A 12,917-nucleotide genomic window follows, 5' to 3' on the forward strand; every position below is an offset into this window, starting at 1 on the left:
CGATGGCTTACAGCAGGATCTTCGCCGTCAGCTCAGCTCAGATGTCGTATCCGGAGTCTCGGCGAGGCGCAGTGTCCGGCGGTAGATCGCTGGTGCGGGGCGGCAGCGCGGCCGACGCGGAAGGGACGGTCGTAGGTTCAGCTTGGGTTCCTGTGTGGTCAAGTGCCGTGCGGATCGAGTCTTCGACGGCCCGGGCCTCGTCGGGAAGGTCGTGGCGGCGGGCCACTTCGGCTCGGGCGTGAGCTATGGCGGCGGCTGCGGCGTCGCGATCGTCGATGGCCGTCTGGTGGAGCTGGCGGGCACGGGCATCGGTCTGCTCGGCGGCTGCGAGTTCGCGTGCAAGCGTGGCGGTGTCGGCGGCGCGGGCGGTCAGTTCGTCCCATTGGTGTTCGGGAACACCGACGTCCCGACGGGTCTGTTCGTGGGCGGCGGCGAGGTACTGATGCTGACGCTCGGCCGCGGCTACCGCCTCGGCGAGACGCTGGTGGTGCTGGTCGTGCTCGGCGCGCGCTTTGCGGCCGCGCCCGGCCGGCGGCAGTACCGCCAGCTCGGTGCGTGCGTCGGTGACGCGGTCGGCGGCGTCGGCGAGGGCGAGTCCTGCGGTGCGGGCGGTGGTGATGCGGTCGACGGTGTCGGCGAGTTCGGCGTGCTCGGCGCGCACCCGCGGCGTCCGCTCGGGCGCTGGCCGGCTGGTCCTCAGATCGTCGACTGCGAGGGTGTGGCGGCGGGTGAGGGTGCGTAGGTGCGCGGTGAGCTGGTCGTCGCTCATGGCGCGGAGGGGGTCCGCGCGCAGCCAGTCGCGCAGCTCGGCATCGACGTCTTCAACGACCGCGGTGGCGGTGGCTTCGGTGGCGGGTTGGGTCGCCGACGGTGCGACCACGTCGGGGGTAGCGACAGGCCCGGTGGCCGGGGTGGGCATGAGGTAGGTGTCGCGGTGGTGGTGGGCGGTGTGGGTGAGTGCGTGGACGTGGTTGAGGCGGTTGTCGATTCGGTAGATGCGGGTGGTGAGGTCGGCGCGGCGGGCACGGAGGTCGGCGAGGTTGAGTTCGTCGAGTTCGCTGGCTTGTAGGCGCATGAGTTCGACGTCGGTGTCGGTGACGCGGACACCACCGGATTCGGCGATCGCTTCCTCGAGGCGGGTGTTGGCGTCGGCGTAGACGGCGGCGAGGGCGTCGCGGTCGGCGACCGCGGCAGTGATGCGCCAGTCCAGAGCGGTGGCGTCGGCCTCGGCGCGTAGTGCAGCGAGGTCGGGGGCCTCGTCGTCGCTGAGGGGGTCGAGGTCGGTGGTGTCGGCGGCGCGCAGTTGAGCGGCGGTGCGGCGCAGGGCGGTGGCCTGGTTCGTGAGATCTTCGATGAGTTGTTCGGCCATCATCAGGTCGTGGTGGTGGCCGGCGGTGTCGGAGGCCGCGGCGAACTGGTGATCGGCGGCGGCCCGCAACGCGAGCACGTGCGGCGCCATGGCTTGCTGGTGGGCGCTGGTGCCGGTGTTGATCGCTTCGCGTAGCTGCGCCATGTCGGTGTCGAGTTCGGCAAGCTGGGCGGTCAGTTCGTAACGCAGCGCGATGCATTCGGCGAGGTCACTCGGCGCGGCGAACCGATCGGGTGCAGCGAGAACGTCGGCGGCGAAGTCGTCGAAGTCCAGGTCCTCGTAGCGGTCCAACTCCTCGGCGCCGAGGTCCACGCCGGGTTCGGGTGGCGGTTCGGTGGCGGTGAGCGCAGCGAGGTAGTCCTCGTCGACCGCGGCGAGCTCGTGGTCGGTGTCGACGGTGGGCTGGCCGGTGAGGGTATCGGCCCAGGGGTCGGACAGTCCGGCGGCTTCGGCGGCGGCTTCGGCGGCGGCTTCGTCGTCGGGGGTGGGGGGAGCGTCGGCCGGAGGTACAGCGTCGGTGGCGTGGCTGCTGTGGGTGACGAGCAGTTCGACTCGCCAGGTGAGCAGGCGGGCGTATTCGTCGAGGCGGACGGCGTGGTGGTCGTCGTCGTCGGCGCCGTGGTGGAGCAGGGTGTCGGCGAGGTCGAGTAGCTCGTGGGGGTTCCACTGGGCGGGGTCGGCGGCGTTGACCGCGGCCACGAGTGCGGGCCAGGCGCGGTCGGTGAGGATCGCGTCGGCGGCGCGGTCGCCGACGATCCCGACGAGCATGTCGGCCCAGTTGGGGCGCAGTCCGGTGTTGGTGGCTTCGGCGGCGGCGGGGGCCAACTGTCCGGACAGGCGCCACCACAGTGCGGCGGCGGGCATTTCGGTGGGCAGCGGGTTATCGGCGAGGGCGTCGTGGGCCAGGGCATGCACGTCGAGGCCGGCGCGGGCGGCCAGCGCCAGGTGGTCGGCGAGTTCGGGCCAGTACGGGTCGGCGAGGAGGTGGGGGTCGAGGTCGCGGGCGAGGTCGGCGTAGCGGGCGGCCTCGGCGGTGGTGGTGATGAGCGCGTCGGCGCGCTCGGTCAGCGCGGCGTGCCGCCGTGCCAGGGCGATGGAATCTGGTCGCGGTCCGGCAGGACGGCGGTCGGTGTCGTCGACGCCGCGGGCTGCGCGGAACACGGCGAGTTCGGCGACGAGCTCGCGGCCGCGTTCGGGGTCAGCCAGTAGCAGCGGACGGGCCCATACGGGGGCGGTGGTGGCGTCCCAGGCGGTGGCGCGTTCGGTGACGGCGGCGGCGAGGTCAGTGACGAGGGCGTCGCGGCGGGTGAGGTAGGGCGCCCACTGGGGGTCGTCGAACCCGTCGGGGACCCGCGGCAGCCAGGGCAGGGGCCCGCCGCCTGCGGAGTGGTGTTGGGTGGGGTCCAGTCGCCAGTCGAGCACGGCGGCCGGGTCGGCGGCGGTGGCCAGTTCGCGGTGGGTGATCGCGGCCTGCAGCCGCGCGATCGGGTCGTCGCCACCGAGGGCCAGCGTGGCGAGGTGGGTGCGCAGGGTGGGCCAGGCCGCGCACGCGGTGAGCGTGCCCGCGGGGGTGCCGGTGTGGGTGCTGTAGAGGGCGTCGGCGTCGTGTTCGAGGTCGCGCAGCGCCTTGGCGCCGAGGGTGTGTTCGGCGGCGGCACCGAGGGCGTGGTCGTAGGCGGCCGCGGCGCGGGCCAGGCGCAGGAACGGGTCGGCGGCTTCGCGTTGGGCGGTGGTCGCCGACTGTTGGGCGCCGTCGCGGCCGAGGATCGCCGCCAGGGTTTCCAGCCCCGTCTGGGGGTGGCGGGCCTTGGGGGTGGTGGCGTTGTGTGGGTCGGTTTCGGTGGTGGGCAGGTAGATGTGGTTGCCGTGGCGGCCGCGGGTCATCGCGACGTAGAGCAGCTGGCGGTCTAGGGCGTCGGAGCCGATGACGTGGCAGGTGTCGGCGGTCATGCCCTGGGCGGCATGGATGGTGGAGGCGTAGCCGAGGGTGGTGTGTTCGGCGACGTAGTCAGCGGGTAGCTGGACGTGCCGGTTGAGGTCGAGGTGCTGGGCGGTCAGGGTGCCGTCGGCGCCGATGTGGGTGACCCGCCACCGGTCGCCGTTGCGGACCCAGTCGGTGGCCGACACGCGTAGGTCGCGGCGGTTGCTGCGGGTGCTGATGATGTCGCCGACGCTGGCCGACAACCCGTCCGACAGCCGCAGTTCCGGCCCGTGCAGGTGTGGGTCGATGGCCGCCAGGCGGTCGGCGCGGGCGCGTTCGTTGAGAGCGTTGACGGTGTCGCGGGTGGCGGCAATCATCACGGTGTCGCGGCCCTGTGCGCGGTCACGTGCCCATGCCCGGTAGGCGTCATCGGCGGCGGCAGCATCGGATTCGACGTGGATGCGGCCGTGGTCGGCGTAGAAACCGAGGGCGGCGGGGTCACCGTCACGCAGCGCCAGCGACGCCGCACCTTCAGCGGCATCGGAGAACCGCACCACCTGGCTCAGGGTGAGAGCGCCGGTCTCGTGGGCGACGTCGCGCAGCACACCGCCGGCCGAGATGGACGCGAGCTGCTGGTCGTCGCCAACCAAACGCACACTGCCACCGCGGGCGGCCACGCACCGAATGACCTCATCGAGATCGGAGGTGGAGGCCATCCCGGCTTCGTCGACCACGACGAGGGTGTTGGGGCCGATCTGGGTGTACCAGTCGGGCAGTTTGAGGTTCTGATATGTCGGGTCGGCCAGCGTTTTCTTGGCGGCGGCGACCTTGTTGGCGAGCTCGGGTTTACCGATGGTGCGCCAGCGTGGTGTGGCGGCCAGGGCGCGGGTCTGGGCGAGTTCGCGCTCCGCAGTGGCGAGTTGGACGAGTTTGGCGGCAGTGTCGGTGGTGGTGTCCAGTTCCTCGCGCAGCACCGCCGCGGCGGCAGCGGTGGGGGCCAAGCCGATGAGGGTTCCGCCACTGTCGGTCCACGCCCGTGCGAGGGTGCGCATGGCGGTGGTCTTACCGGTACCGGCGGGCGCCAGGACCAGTTGCACACGGCGCCCGGAGGTCGCCAGCTCGCGCACCATGGCGGCCTGTCCGGCGTTGAGTTCGCGGCCGTTGGCGGCCTGCTCGAGCAACGCGATCTCGACGGTGGTCTCGTCGAGTCGGCGGCCATCGGAGCGCTTGGCGGCGGCCACAATCCGGTGCTCGGCGGCGAGGATGTCAGTGCTGGTGTGCAGCGCGACGTCGTGTCGCACGAACACTGATTCGCCGTTCGCGCGACGCAACACCTCGGGTTCGTTGAGGTCGCCGTCGAGGGCGTCAGAGGACACCGCGACGCTGGTGTCAGCGGCCAGTGCGGTGTCGACGATGCGCTCGACGGCGGCGGCGAGTTCGTCGGTGTCGGTGATGCCGGCGAAGTCGCGGGCACGCAGTTGACGTTCGGCTTCGGCGCGCAGATGCGGACGCTGCCAGCGGGCGCGCGTGGCCGAGATGTTCTCGACGCAATTGCCGGCGAGCTCGGTGCACAACTCGTCAGTGAACTCCGGATGCTCGCGAGTGTGGGGGCGAGGATTGGTGGCCTCGTGCACGAGGTCGCTGATCGCCCGATCGCCGCCGAGGATGCGTCGCGCATCGGCCCGCCACGCCTGCCGCTGCTCGGCATAGGAGCGGGGTTCGTGCTTGGCTTCGCGGGTGTCCAGGGTGGCCTGCTGGGCCAGATCGAACGCCTCACCGGTGGTGGGTTCACGGCCGTGATCGGCGAGGAACTGCTTCGACAGTTCACCGATCCGGTCCTCGATCGCCGCACGCCGCGACGACCACCGGGCCATCAGTTCGGCGGACACACCGTCGATCTCGCGGACAGGTCGCTTGCGCACATCGGCCGAGAACCGTTCGCTGAACGACACCCCCAAATCGCGCTGGAGGTACAGCTCGATGCGCGAGTTGTACACCTCCGACGCCGACACGGTGGCCTTGAACAACGGGGTACCGTCCAGGGCCATCCACCGGGTGATCCCGGCAGCGTCACGCACCCGCACCTTGTTGGAGATGGCGACGTGGGTGTGCAGGTCCGGGTCCCCGGCTCGGGAGTCGCGGTGGGTAAAGGCTGCGGCGATCAGACCGTCGGTGTCGACCTGGGCGATGCCGTCGGTTCCCAACCGCGACAGGCACGCTTCGCGTTCGATGAACGCCAGCGCATCAGCGACCGCCTGACGGTGGGCGGCCTCGATCTTCTCGGCCATCGGCAGCGGCGCAACCGCCCACAACGCCGACACCGATTTCACCGGACTGAACGTCATGTCGTACCCGGCAACCGCCGACTGACGCCGACGGCTTTCCTGCGCGATGAAGCCCGACAGCTCGCGCGAATCCCGCGGCGGCCGACGGTAGGTTTTCGTGAATCGCTCGCGGCCCAACTCCGTGCGCAACGCCGCCCGGGTGTCGTCGTCGATGACAGCATCCCACCGCTCGCCGCGGGCGAGGTTGTGGTCACGGAATACCACCGCGAGTTCCTGTAGGAACTCCGGGAATTCGTTGTAGACGGCGTAGGCGTTGCCCAGTTTCGTCGCCGCCAACGCCTGGGCAGCGCGGCAGTCCGAGGAGGCCACGGCGTGCTGCTCGATCGCGGTGGCGTTGGGGTGGCGACCCTCACCGAACAGTGCCTTCATCTGCGCCGCCGACACCATCGACCCCGCCTCGACGGTGCGTGCTTCGGCGAGCTCATCAGCGACGTCCAGGCTCGATCCGACGTCGCTCAGCCCGGCCAGCCCGGACCCGATCCACTGCCCCGGCGAGTCACCTTTGGCGCTGTAGTAGTCGGCCAGTGAGACCCGACCTTTGTCGGTGGCGTCCATCGCCGCAACGGATTTCGTCAGGTACTCATACCCGTCGCCGGCGGTGAGCTTGTGGATGGTTGCGGTCACTCAGGTCACCGCCGGAATGGGCGCAGCTCGTTGGTCCGGGCCACCGCATGGATGCTGGCGCGGTGCGCCCGGACCAGCTCGGTAATGACTCCGCTGGCAACCTCGTCGCCGCCCTCGATCCGCTCGGCCAACGTCCCGAGAAGTTCCGCGGTGGCGGTGGGGGAGGCCAGCACCTGGGCCACCGCATCCTGGGCGGTCATCCCAGTCGCGGCGGGCCGGTCGTGGCGGCGGACCCACGCCGCGCGACGGCAGTCCGTCGAGCACCAGCGGCGCGGCCGACCGCGCCGCGGCGCGCCGTCTCCGGGCAGCACACCACCGCAGTGATCGCACGTCCCGGCAGCGGCCATGGCTGCATTCTGGCACATTAATTTCGTCGGACGAATCCGGAATGCAAGAGGTGTGTTGGAGTTAAAGCGGTTGTAGGTTCGTGGGGTGAGGTGTGGGGTGAGGTGTGGTGTGAGCCGGTTCGGGGTGTGGTGCAGGTGAGAAGGCTGAGGGGCGGAAGCGGGAAGGCGGAAATGGTGGCGAGGTGAGGGGGAGTGAGGGTGAAAAGTGCACCGAGAGTGGGCGTGTGGCGGCGGCGAGGGGGCGTTGGCCGGCGTTATCGTGTCGGGTATGCCGTCGAACAATTCAAAACTCACTGCCAGTCAGGCGCGTGCTGCTGCGCGCAAACGAACCCTCGGGGCGTTGGAGACGCGTCGAGCCGAGGAACGCGAGAAACTCGAACGCAAACTCGAAGCCGAGTTGCGGGTGATGGAAGCCAACGAGGCCAACATCGCCGAGTTCCTGCAAGCCGACTCCGAACTCGCCGCTGCCGAAGCGGAACTGCGCGTGATCACCGAGCGGTCAGCGAAGGCGAAAGCCGCCGCGCTCGCCGCGATCGCCGAGCGGGTAGGAAGTGTTAGTGGAGCGGCCGATCTCGTGGAGATCAGTGCCGCGAAGGCCAAGACGCTGCTGCGTGAGGCGGGCCTGTCCGTCGGGACCAAGAAAGCCACCAACAGCTCGGAGCCAGCACCGACCCCCGGCGATCCGGATGCGGCCCCCGATGAGACCCGCGCCGAGCCCTCTGATCCCGCGGTGATGTCGGCCTAGGGTTCTACGGTTCGGCCATGAGTGTCGACCCCGACCACGATCAACTCGGCCTGTTCGCGGTGCCGGCCACCCACCTGGCGGTCGGCACCGCGACACCGTCGCCGGGTGTGGTCACCGACCCGACGCTGATGCCCGATGCTCGCGCCGAGCAACACTTCTGGCAGCACGTCGTACTCACACCCCGTGGCTGCTGGTACTGGATCGGCGCGATCAGCTCCCCCGACGGGTACGGCCGATTCACCTTCCGCCGAAACAACCGCCAACGAGCGATCAGTGCGCACCGTTTCGCACTGCTGCTGGTGCACCCCGACCTCGGCGCCGACGCCGCCGACATCGGCGAGCACTACTGCAACGAACCACTGTGCGTGCGCGTCGATTCCGCCCACGTGCGCATCGGCACCCAGACCAACAACCTCACCTACGCCGTCGGCCTCGGCCGCCACCGCGGATCACGACCAACCACCGCCATCGACCGCGCCGCGCGCTCGATCATGCTGCGCACCTACCTACGCGACGGCGGCGACCCCGACCACGCACACCGACTGTTCCAACCCGTACCGTCCACACCCGCCGACCAACTCGGCCTGTTCTGAAACAACAACCCGCCTTGTGTTAGTGCCCGGCGCTCACACCGTGCTCCTCACAGCATTGCGCCGTACCCCCGCCCGAGCCCAGATTGGGAAACTTCGATGCTCGAACTCAAATCGACTGGCTCGCAGAGACTGAGCGAGCGTCAGCGGTTCAACGCTTTGCGTGGCGGTGCGCTCGTGGTCGCCGCGGGGTCATACCTCGCCGCGTTCGGCGTGAGCATCTACTCCGCGGTTGCTGGCTTCGGCGAAGGACCCACCTCGCAACCGTTTGCCTGGTCTAACGAGAAGAACCTATGGGTGTGGCCGATCGCCGGAGTGCTTGTGTTTGTCCTCGGCACTCTGGTGCTGAGCGATACCGCCAGTCGGCCGTGGTGGACCTGGCCGAAGTGGACACGCCGAGCGCCATTGTCGCGCTCGACCTACCTGGCGTGCGTGAGCGTGTACGTACTGAGCGTGTACGCCACTCTCGGCGTTCGGTGGCTCGTCGAACTCGCGCTGCCAGCGCTTGCCGTCGACGACGCGAGCACGGCAGCGCAGCGTCCGTTGGCGGCCGCGGTCATCGCGGGACTGAGGGCCGGGTTCGGTGAGGAAGTGTTCGTTGTCGCGGTGCCGATCGCGGCGCTGGCGATGTGGCTGCCGTCGACTCGCGCAGGCTTGATCGCGGCGTTGTGCGTGCTCGTTCCGATGCGGCTGGCCTATCACGTGTACTACGGGGCCGGCCTCTGGGTGAGCATGGCCCTGTGGGCAGTGGTGTCGGCGTACATGGTCTGGCGGTGGCGTGACTACCGGCTCGTGATCGGGTTCGCGTTGGCGCACGCGGCATACAACATCTGCGAGGGCTACGCGTTGGCTTTCTGGGGGTTAGTCGGTGTTGCTGCGGCGTGCGTGGTCGCGCTCGTGCTGGCGCATCGGGTCCGGACCGGACGGTGGATCACCATGGCACCGCCGCTGCGGGTGCCCATCCCTGTGCGCGTCTGAGGTTCGGCTATCGCGGGCACTGGCCCCAGACACCGGCTCGGGCTGTCTGCGCGTCGCGTTGGGCGTCGGCGAGGGCGTCGGCGTGGCGGCCGGGTTGGTGGTTGTAGACGTAGGTGCGTGCCCACCCTTCGGCGACGAGTGTGCAATTGAGCATCGTGTCGCCGATCCAGACGTAGGCCAGGGCGCGGCCGTAGCGGTCGGTGTGGTCTTGGGTGGGGTCGTACTCGAGACGCACGGCGGTGCCAGCAGGCGCGAGGGTGCGGGTGCGGTCGCTGGCTTGCGGGCCGCACGGCTGGACCGGGGTGTGGGGTTTGCGGACCTCGGGGGTGTCGATGCCGAGCAGCCGCACGGTGAGCGCGGGATCGGTGTCGGTGGAGACGACGATCGTGTCGCCGTCGACGACGCGAGTGACTACTGCGGGCATGGTGTCGCCTGAGGGTCGCGACGGCTCGGCAACAGTGGTCGCCCGTGTCCACAGGTCGGCGGGTGCGGGGAGGGCGTCGACGACACCACTGAGGGCCACGAACGCTGCCACCACGAGTGCGGCGAGCACCGCGAGGCGCAGCACGGTGCGGGAGACGAAACGGGCGAGGGTGCGCATGGGGCGGGCTCCGAACGACGTCGAGCGAGGGCAGTTGGATGGGTCAGTCGAACAGCGACATTTGCTGTTCGGCGGCGGCGGCGTCGGTGCGGTCGATGTAGGTCTGCGCCCAGTCCTTGACCACCGCGACGGGTTCGTCGAGTGCTGCGGCGACTTGGTCCCAGGTGAGGTTGTCGACGTGGCGCAGGGTGTAGGCGTCGGCGTGGAGCTTGGCCAGATCGGCGGCCGGGTAACGGGTGTCGGTGTCGGTGGGCATGGCGGTGTCCTTTCGGTTCAGTTCGGGCGCAGGGCTGACAGGCGGGTGCGGTGCTCGCGGAGTGCGATGCCGTGGGCGCACATGTAGTCCCACAGTTCGGCCTCGGGGAGGTGGTCGGCGGCGTGGGTGATGCCGTCTCCGGCGGCGCGGTAGCGGCGGCGGTAGGCGTCGGCGACGACCATCGCCGCGTAGTGGCGGGCCTGGATACCGTCGGCGCCGGCGGCGGTCGCCGCGACGAGCGCACGGGTGAGGTGCTCGGCGCCGAGGGTGGCCGCACGTCCCTGGCGACGTAGTTCGTGGGCGACGGTGGTGGCGTCGTGCGCGCGGCGGGCGCCGTCGGCGATGAGTTCGGCGATGATCGTGAACAGTGCGCCGTGGGCGGGCACGTAGAAGTCCTCGGCGCGGACCAGGCCGACGATGGCGGCGAGGTCGTCGTGGTGGGCGGGTGTGGCCCACAGCAGCGCCGAGAGGAACAGGACCTCGGCGTGGCCGGTGTCGCTGGCCCACCCGTGGCCGTCGGTGAGTACCGCGTCGTGGTGGGCGGCGCTCGCCGACGGGTCGGGTGGGGTCTCGGCGGGCATGGTTCAGATCACCTGGTGGCGTCGTTCGGTGTCGCCGCGGCCGTCGTAGTCGTAGTTGAGGTAGTGGCCGCACTCTCGGCGGGCGCGCTCGGCCAGTTCGAGGGCCTGGTCGAGCAGATGGGGAAGCACATCGATGTCGGCGAGGCGGGTGTTCACCTCTGTGAGCGGGAGGCGGGTGAGGTCGCCGTCTTCGTAGACGGCGATGACGATCGGGTGGACGGGCGGGCGGTGCGGGTTGCTCGGCACGAAGACGCCGGCGCCGTTGTCGATGAGTGCTTGCCAGTTGTCGTCGATGATCACCACGGCGTCGCGCGTGCGGGTGTAGGCGAGGTGCCCGCTGCGCTGCGCGCCGAAAGCGGTGCGGGTGAACACCAGCCCGGTGGCGGCCGTGATGTCGGCGAGAGCGGCGTCGAGGGTGTAGCTCATCGGGGCCTCCGTTCGGCATTGGTACGGAGGGCGGCGAGCATGGCTGTGTCGTCCTGGGCGGCGAGCGCGGCCTCGTCGGCGGCTCCAACCGTGCATCCAGGAGTGTGCGGGTTGCTGAAGTGTTCTCCGCACATGCGGCAGCAGTCCGGGCCGATGTCGGCGATGGTGATCTGAAGGCCCGCGTCGGTGACGGTGACGGCGTGAATGTGTCCGGCGGGGACGTCGATGGTGATGACGAGATCGTCGTCGACGTTTGCGAGGCTGGTCTGCACCTGGGGTGCTGACGTGTCGGCGGGATCCGCGGCGGCGGGGGTTGCCCACAGGGAGGCATTGTCGGCGGTGATCGCGAGACCACCGAAGCTCCACTGGCCGGTGTGGTTGATGGCGCGGTAGTCGGATGGACGGCTCATCCTGGTTCTCCTTGGTCGGTGTGCTGGTGGGTGTCGTCGACGGCAAGTGCGACACCCCGTTTCTGGGGGGACTGGCGGGTCAGGCTGCGGTGGCGAGAGCCTTGACTCGGTCTGGGCGGAACCCCGACCAGTGCGTGTCGCCGGCAACCACGACCGGGGCCTGCTGGTAGCCCAGGCTCATCACGTAGTCGCGAGCCTCGTCGTCGGCGCTGATGTCGACCACCTGATAAGTCAAACCCTGCTTGTCCAACGCCTTGTAGGTGGCGTGGCACTGGACGCAGGCGGGCTTGGTGTACACGGTGATCGTCATTTCTGAAACCTTTCTTTCGGTGGCTGTTTGCTTTCTTCTATTCTATACCTAATGGGCTGTATAGGCAAGGGCTGCAACGTCGTTCAAAGTTCAAAGAAATGCACCGAGACATGCTGTTAGGGGTCCTTTGAATGCCCCCACCTCGTCTATTCCGGGATTCTTTTTATACGTTCGGAAATCTCCACAGAAACGCGCACCGAATAACTTCGGAATTGCAGGGAGTTGCGTGACTGCGCCGGTAGGCAAGAGGGCTCTGGCCCTCGTGGGATGGCCGCGGGCGAGCTGAGAGTGGCGGGGCCGGGTCAGCGGATGGTGGTGATGAGTGCGCTGGGGGKGGTGTGCAGGGCGCGAGCGATCCGGGTGAGGGTGACCACGGTCGGCGCGCGCTCACCCGCCTCGATGCCGCGCAGGAAGGTCCGGCTGGTGCCGACGGTGCGCGCCAGGGCTTGCTGGCTGATCTTGAGTTCGGTGCGGCGGGCGACGATCGCCGCACCGACAGCGGCCATGACGGCGGTCTCGTCGACGCTGATGGCGGACGGGTCGCTCGACATGGACGCGGGCCTCTCGGGGGCGGTGGGTGGTTGTGTGGTGTCGAGCTTGCCAGAGCCGACCGAAGGCGAGTGCGTGCCGTGCCCGGCAACGCAGGCCGGGCACGCCACGATCGGTGGTGTCGGTCATCGGCCGAGCGTTTCGGCGGCGACGTCGTAGCCTCCCCACAACGATCGGCCAGGCACTGCCCGCCACCCGTGCGGTCCGCGGCGGGTGATCATCGGATAGCCCTGGGGGCGATCGGTGCCGTGTAGCTCGGTGACGGTGGTTTCCCAGTTGATGCGGGTGCGGCGCTTGGGGCCGTCGTCGTAGGGCGCCGAGGGCACGATCGGGTCGTCGCGCCATCCCGGGAAGCAGTGGTCCAGGCCCAACAGCGCCGCGTCGGTGTCGTCGTCGACGACCTCGGAATGCCAGCCGCATCCTCGGCAGAAGCTGCGCGAGACCAGATCACCCACGCACAGGCAACCGCGGTGCGATGCCCGGTTGCATCGGAGGTCGGTTTGCAGGGTGATCGGGATGCACGTGTCGGTCGGTTCGCGGCTGCTCGCGTACTCACCGATCGCGACGTGCCAGCCGTGCGAGTCTCGCAGGCAGGCGAGATCAGGCCATGCCTTCCTCCACTGCGTCATCGCGTGCTCGTAGTCGGCAATCGTGGTGCACCGCAGGGCATACAAGCGAGGGACACCAGTTGTGCGCTCGGCGTGCGCACGCTCATCGCGTGCCGCCTCGGCGAACATGTCGAGCTGTAGGCCCTGCGAGGACGGCGCGGTCGGCGTCGTCGGGAGAGTGGTTGTGGTCATGACTTGACTGTACCCCATAGGGTGCATATTGTGAACCCTATAAGGTGCAGAACTACGGCGGGTTA

General features: G+C 69.4%; 13 protein-coding genes. 3 read left to right on the forward strand and 10 right to left on the reverse strand.

Annotated elements, in window-relative coordinates; translation table 11 throughout:
• Window positions 1-37: 37 nt before the first annotated feature.
• A complete protein-coding gene (gene mobF / locus A9310_RS03315; RefSeq protein ID WP_254661159.1) occupies window positions 38-6,259 on the reverse strand; it encodes a MobF family relaxase in 6,222 nt (2,073 codons plus the stop codon).
• Between the two features lie 5 nt (window positions 6,260-6,264).
• Entirely contained in the window at window positions 6,265-6,624 is a 360-nt protein-coding gene (locus A9310_RS24965; RefSeq protein WP_083207242.1) for a hypothetical protein, read from the reverse strand.
• A gap of 250 nt (window positions 6,625-6,874) precedes the next feature.
• Here A9310_RS24965 and A9310_RS03325 point away from each other — a divergent pair, with 250 nt between their 5' ends.
• The 3 genes from A9310_RS03325 (at window position 6,875) to A9310_RS25495 (ending at window position 8,919) form a co-directional block, all read left to right on the forward strand.
• Window positions 6,875-7,351 carry a hypothetical protein gene (locus A9310_RS03325; protein ID WP_139104524.1) on the forward strand — a complete coding sequence of 159 codons (477 nt, stop codon included), beginning with the start codon at window positions 6,875-6,877 and terminating at the stop codon, window positions 7,349-7,351.
• Window positions 7,352-7,368: 17 nt separating this feature from the next.
• Complete coding sequence (locus A9310_RS03330; protein WP_065629376.1) at window positions 7,369-7,944, forward strand: hypothetical protein; 576 nt, start codon at window positions 7,369-7,371, stop codon at window positions 7,942-7,944.
• Between the two features lie 429 nt (window positions 7,945-8,373).
• Window positions 8,374-8,919, forward strand: a complete 546-nt coding sequence (locus A9310_RS25495) for a hypothetical protein (RefSeq protein WP_139104525.1) — start codon at window positions 8,374-8,376, stop codon at window positions 8,917-8,919.
• A gap of 7 nt (window positions 8,920-8,926) precedes the next feature.
• Here A9310_RS25495 and A9310_RS03340 read toward each other — a convergent pair whose 3' ends face one another.
• From A9310_RS03340 to A9310_RS03375, 8 genes are all read right to left on the reverse strand, one after another.
• Window positions 8,927-9,520 (reverse strand): thermonuclease family protein, encoded by a 594-nt coding sequence (locus A9310_RS03340; protein ID WP_065629378.1) that lies wholly within the window; start codon window positions 9,518-9,520, stop codon window positions 8,927-8,929.
• Between the two features lie 43 nt (window positions 9,521-9,563).
• Window positions 9,564-9,776: a hypothetical protein gene (locus tag A9310_RS03345; protein WP_065629379.1), complete on the reverse strand. Its 213-nt coding sequence runs from the start codon at window positions 9,774-9,776 to the stop codon at window positions 9,564-9,566.
• Between the two features lie 17 nt (window positions 9,777-9,793).
• Window positions 9,794-10,357, reverse strand: coding sequence for a DnaB-like helicase N-terminal domain-containing protein (locus A9310_RS03350; RefSeq protein ID WP_065629380.1), 564 nt, complete (start codon window positions 10,355-10,357; stop codon window positions 9,794-9,796).
• Between the two features lie 3 nt (window positions 10,358-10,360).
• Entirely contained in the window at window positions 10,361-10,783 is a 423-nt protein-coding gene (locus A9310_RS03355; protein ID WP_065629381.1) for a hypothetical protein, read from the reverse strand.
• Window positions 10,780-11,193, reverse strand: coding sequence for a hypothetical protein (locus A9310_RS03360; RefSeq protein ID WP_065629382.1), 414 nt, complete (start codon window positions 11,191-11,193; stop codon window positions 10,780-10,782). The genes A9310_RS03355 and A9310_RS03360 overlap by 4 nt, the downstream gene beginning before the upstream one ends.
• Window positions 11,194-11,272: 79 nt before the next feature.
• Window positions 11,273-11,503, reverse strand: coding sequence for a redoxin NrdH (locus tag A9310_RS03365; protein WP_065629383.1), 231 nt, complete (start codon window positions 11,501-11,503; stop codon window positions 11,273-11,275).
• Window positions 11,504-11,805: 302 nt separating this feature from the next.
• Complete coding sequence (locus A9310_RS03370; RefSeq protein ID WP_065629384.1) at window positions 11,806-12,054, reverse strand: helix-turn-helix domain-containing protein; 249 nt, start codon at window positions 12,052-12,054, stop codon at window positions 11,806-11,808.
• 123 nt (window positions 12,055-12,177) lie between these two features.
• Window positions 12,178-12,852: a DUF6349 family protein gene (locus A9310_RS03375; RefSeq protein WP_139104526.1), complete on the reverse strand. Its 675-nt coding sequence runs from the start codon at window positions 12,850-12,852 to the stop codon at window positions 12,178-12,180.
• Between the last annotated feature and the right edge of the window lie 65 nt (window positions 12,853-12,917).

This window comes from Gordonia sp. UCD-TK1 (genome assembly GCF_001691435.1).
Classification (GTDB): domain Bacteria; phylum Actinomycetota; class Actinomycetes; order Mycobacteriales; family Mycobacteriaceae; genus Gordonia; species Gordonia hongkongensis.

What these genes read in the sequence shown, in the direction of transcription:
- A9310_RS03355 (WP_065629381.1), bottom strand. Translation starts at nt 10,783, where the DNA reads ATGAGCTACACCCTCGACGCCGCTCTCGCCGACATCACGGCCGCCACC.
- A9310_RS03345 (WP_065629379.1), bottom strand. Translation starts at nt 9,776, where the DNA reads ATGCCCACCGACACCGACACCCGTTACCCGGCCGCCGATCTGGCCAAG.
- A9310_RS03325 (WP_139104524.1), top strand. Translation starts at nt 6,875, where the DNA reads ATGCCGTCGAACAATTCAAAACTCACTGCCAGTCAGGCGCGTGCTGCT.
- A9310_RS03360 (WP_065629382.1), bottom strand. Translation starts at nt 11,193, where the DNA reads ATGAGCCGTCCATCCGACTACCGCGCCATCAACCACACCGGCCAGTGG.
- A9310_RS03350 (WP_065629380.1), bottom strand. Translation starts at nt 10,357, where the DNA reads ATGCCCGCCGAGACCCCACCCGACCCGTCGGCGAGCGCCGCCCACCAC.
- A9310_RS03375 (WP_139104526.1), bottom strand. Translation starts at nt 12,852, where the DNA reads ATGACCACAACCACTCTCCCGACGACGCCGACCGCGCCGTCCTCGCAG.
- A9310_RS03365 (WP_065629383.1), bottom strand. Translation starts at nt 11,503, where the DNA reads ATGACGATCACCGTGTACACCAAGCCCGCCTGCGTCCAGTGCCACGCC.
- A9310_RS24965 (WP_083207242.1), bottom strand. Translation starts at nt 6,624, where the DNA reads ATGTGCCAGAATGCAGCCATGGCCGCTGCCGGGACGTGCGATCACTGC.
- A9310_RS03330 (WP_065629376.1), top strand. Translation starts at nt 7,369, where the DNA reads ATGAGTGTCGACCCCGACCACGATCAACTCGGCCTGTTCGCGGTGCCG.
- A9310_RS03340 (WP_065629378.1), bottom strand. Translation starts at nt 9,520, where the DNA reads ATGCGCACCCTCGCCCGTTTCGTCTCCCGCACCGTGCTGCGCCTCGCG.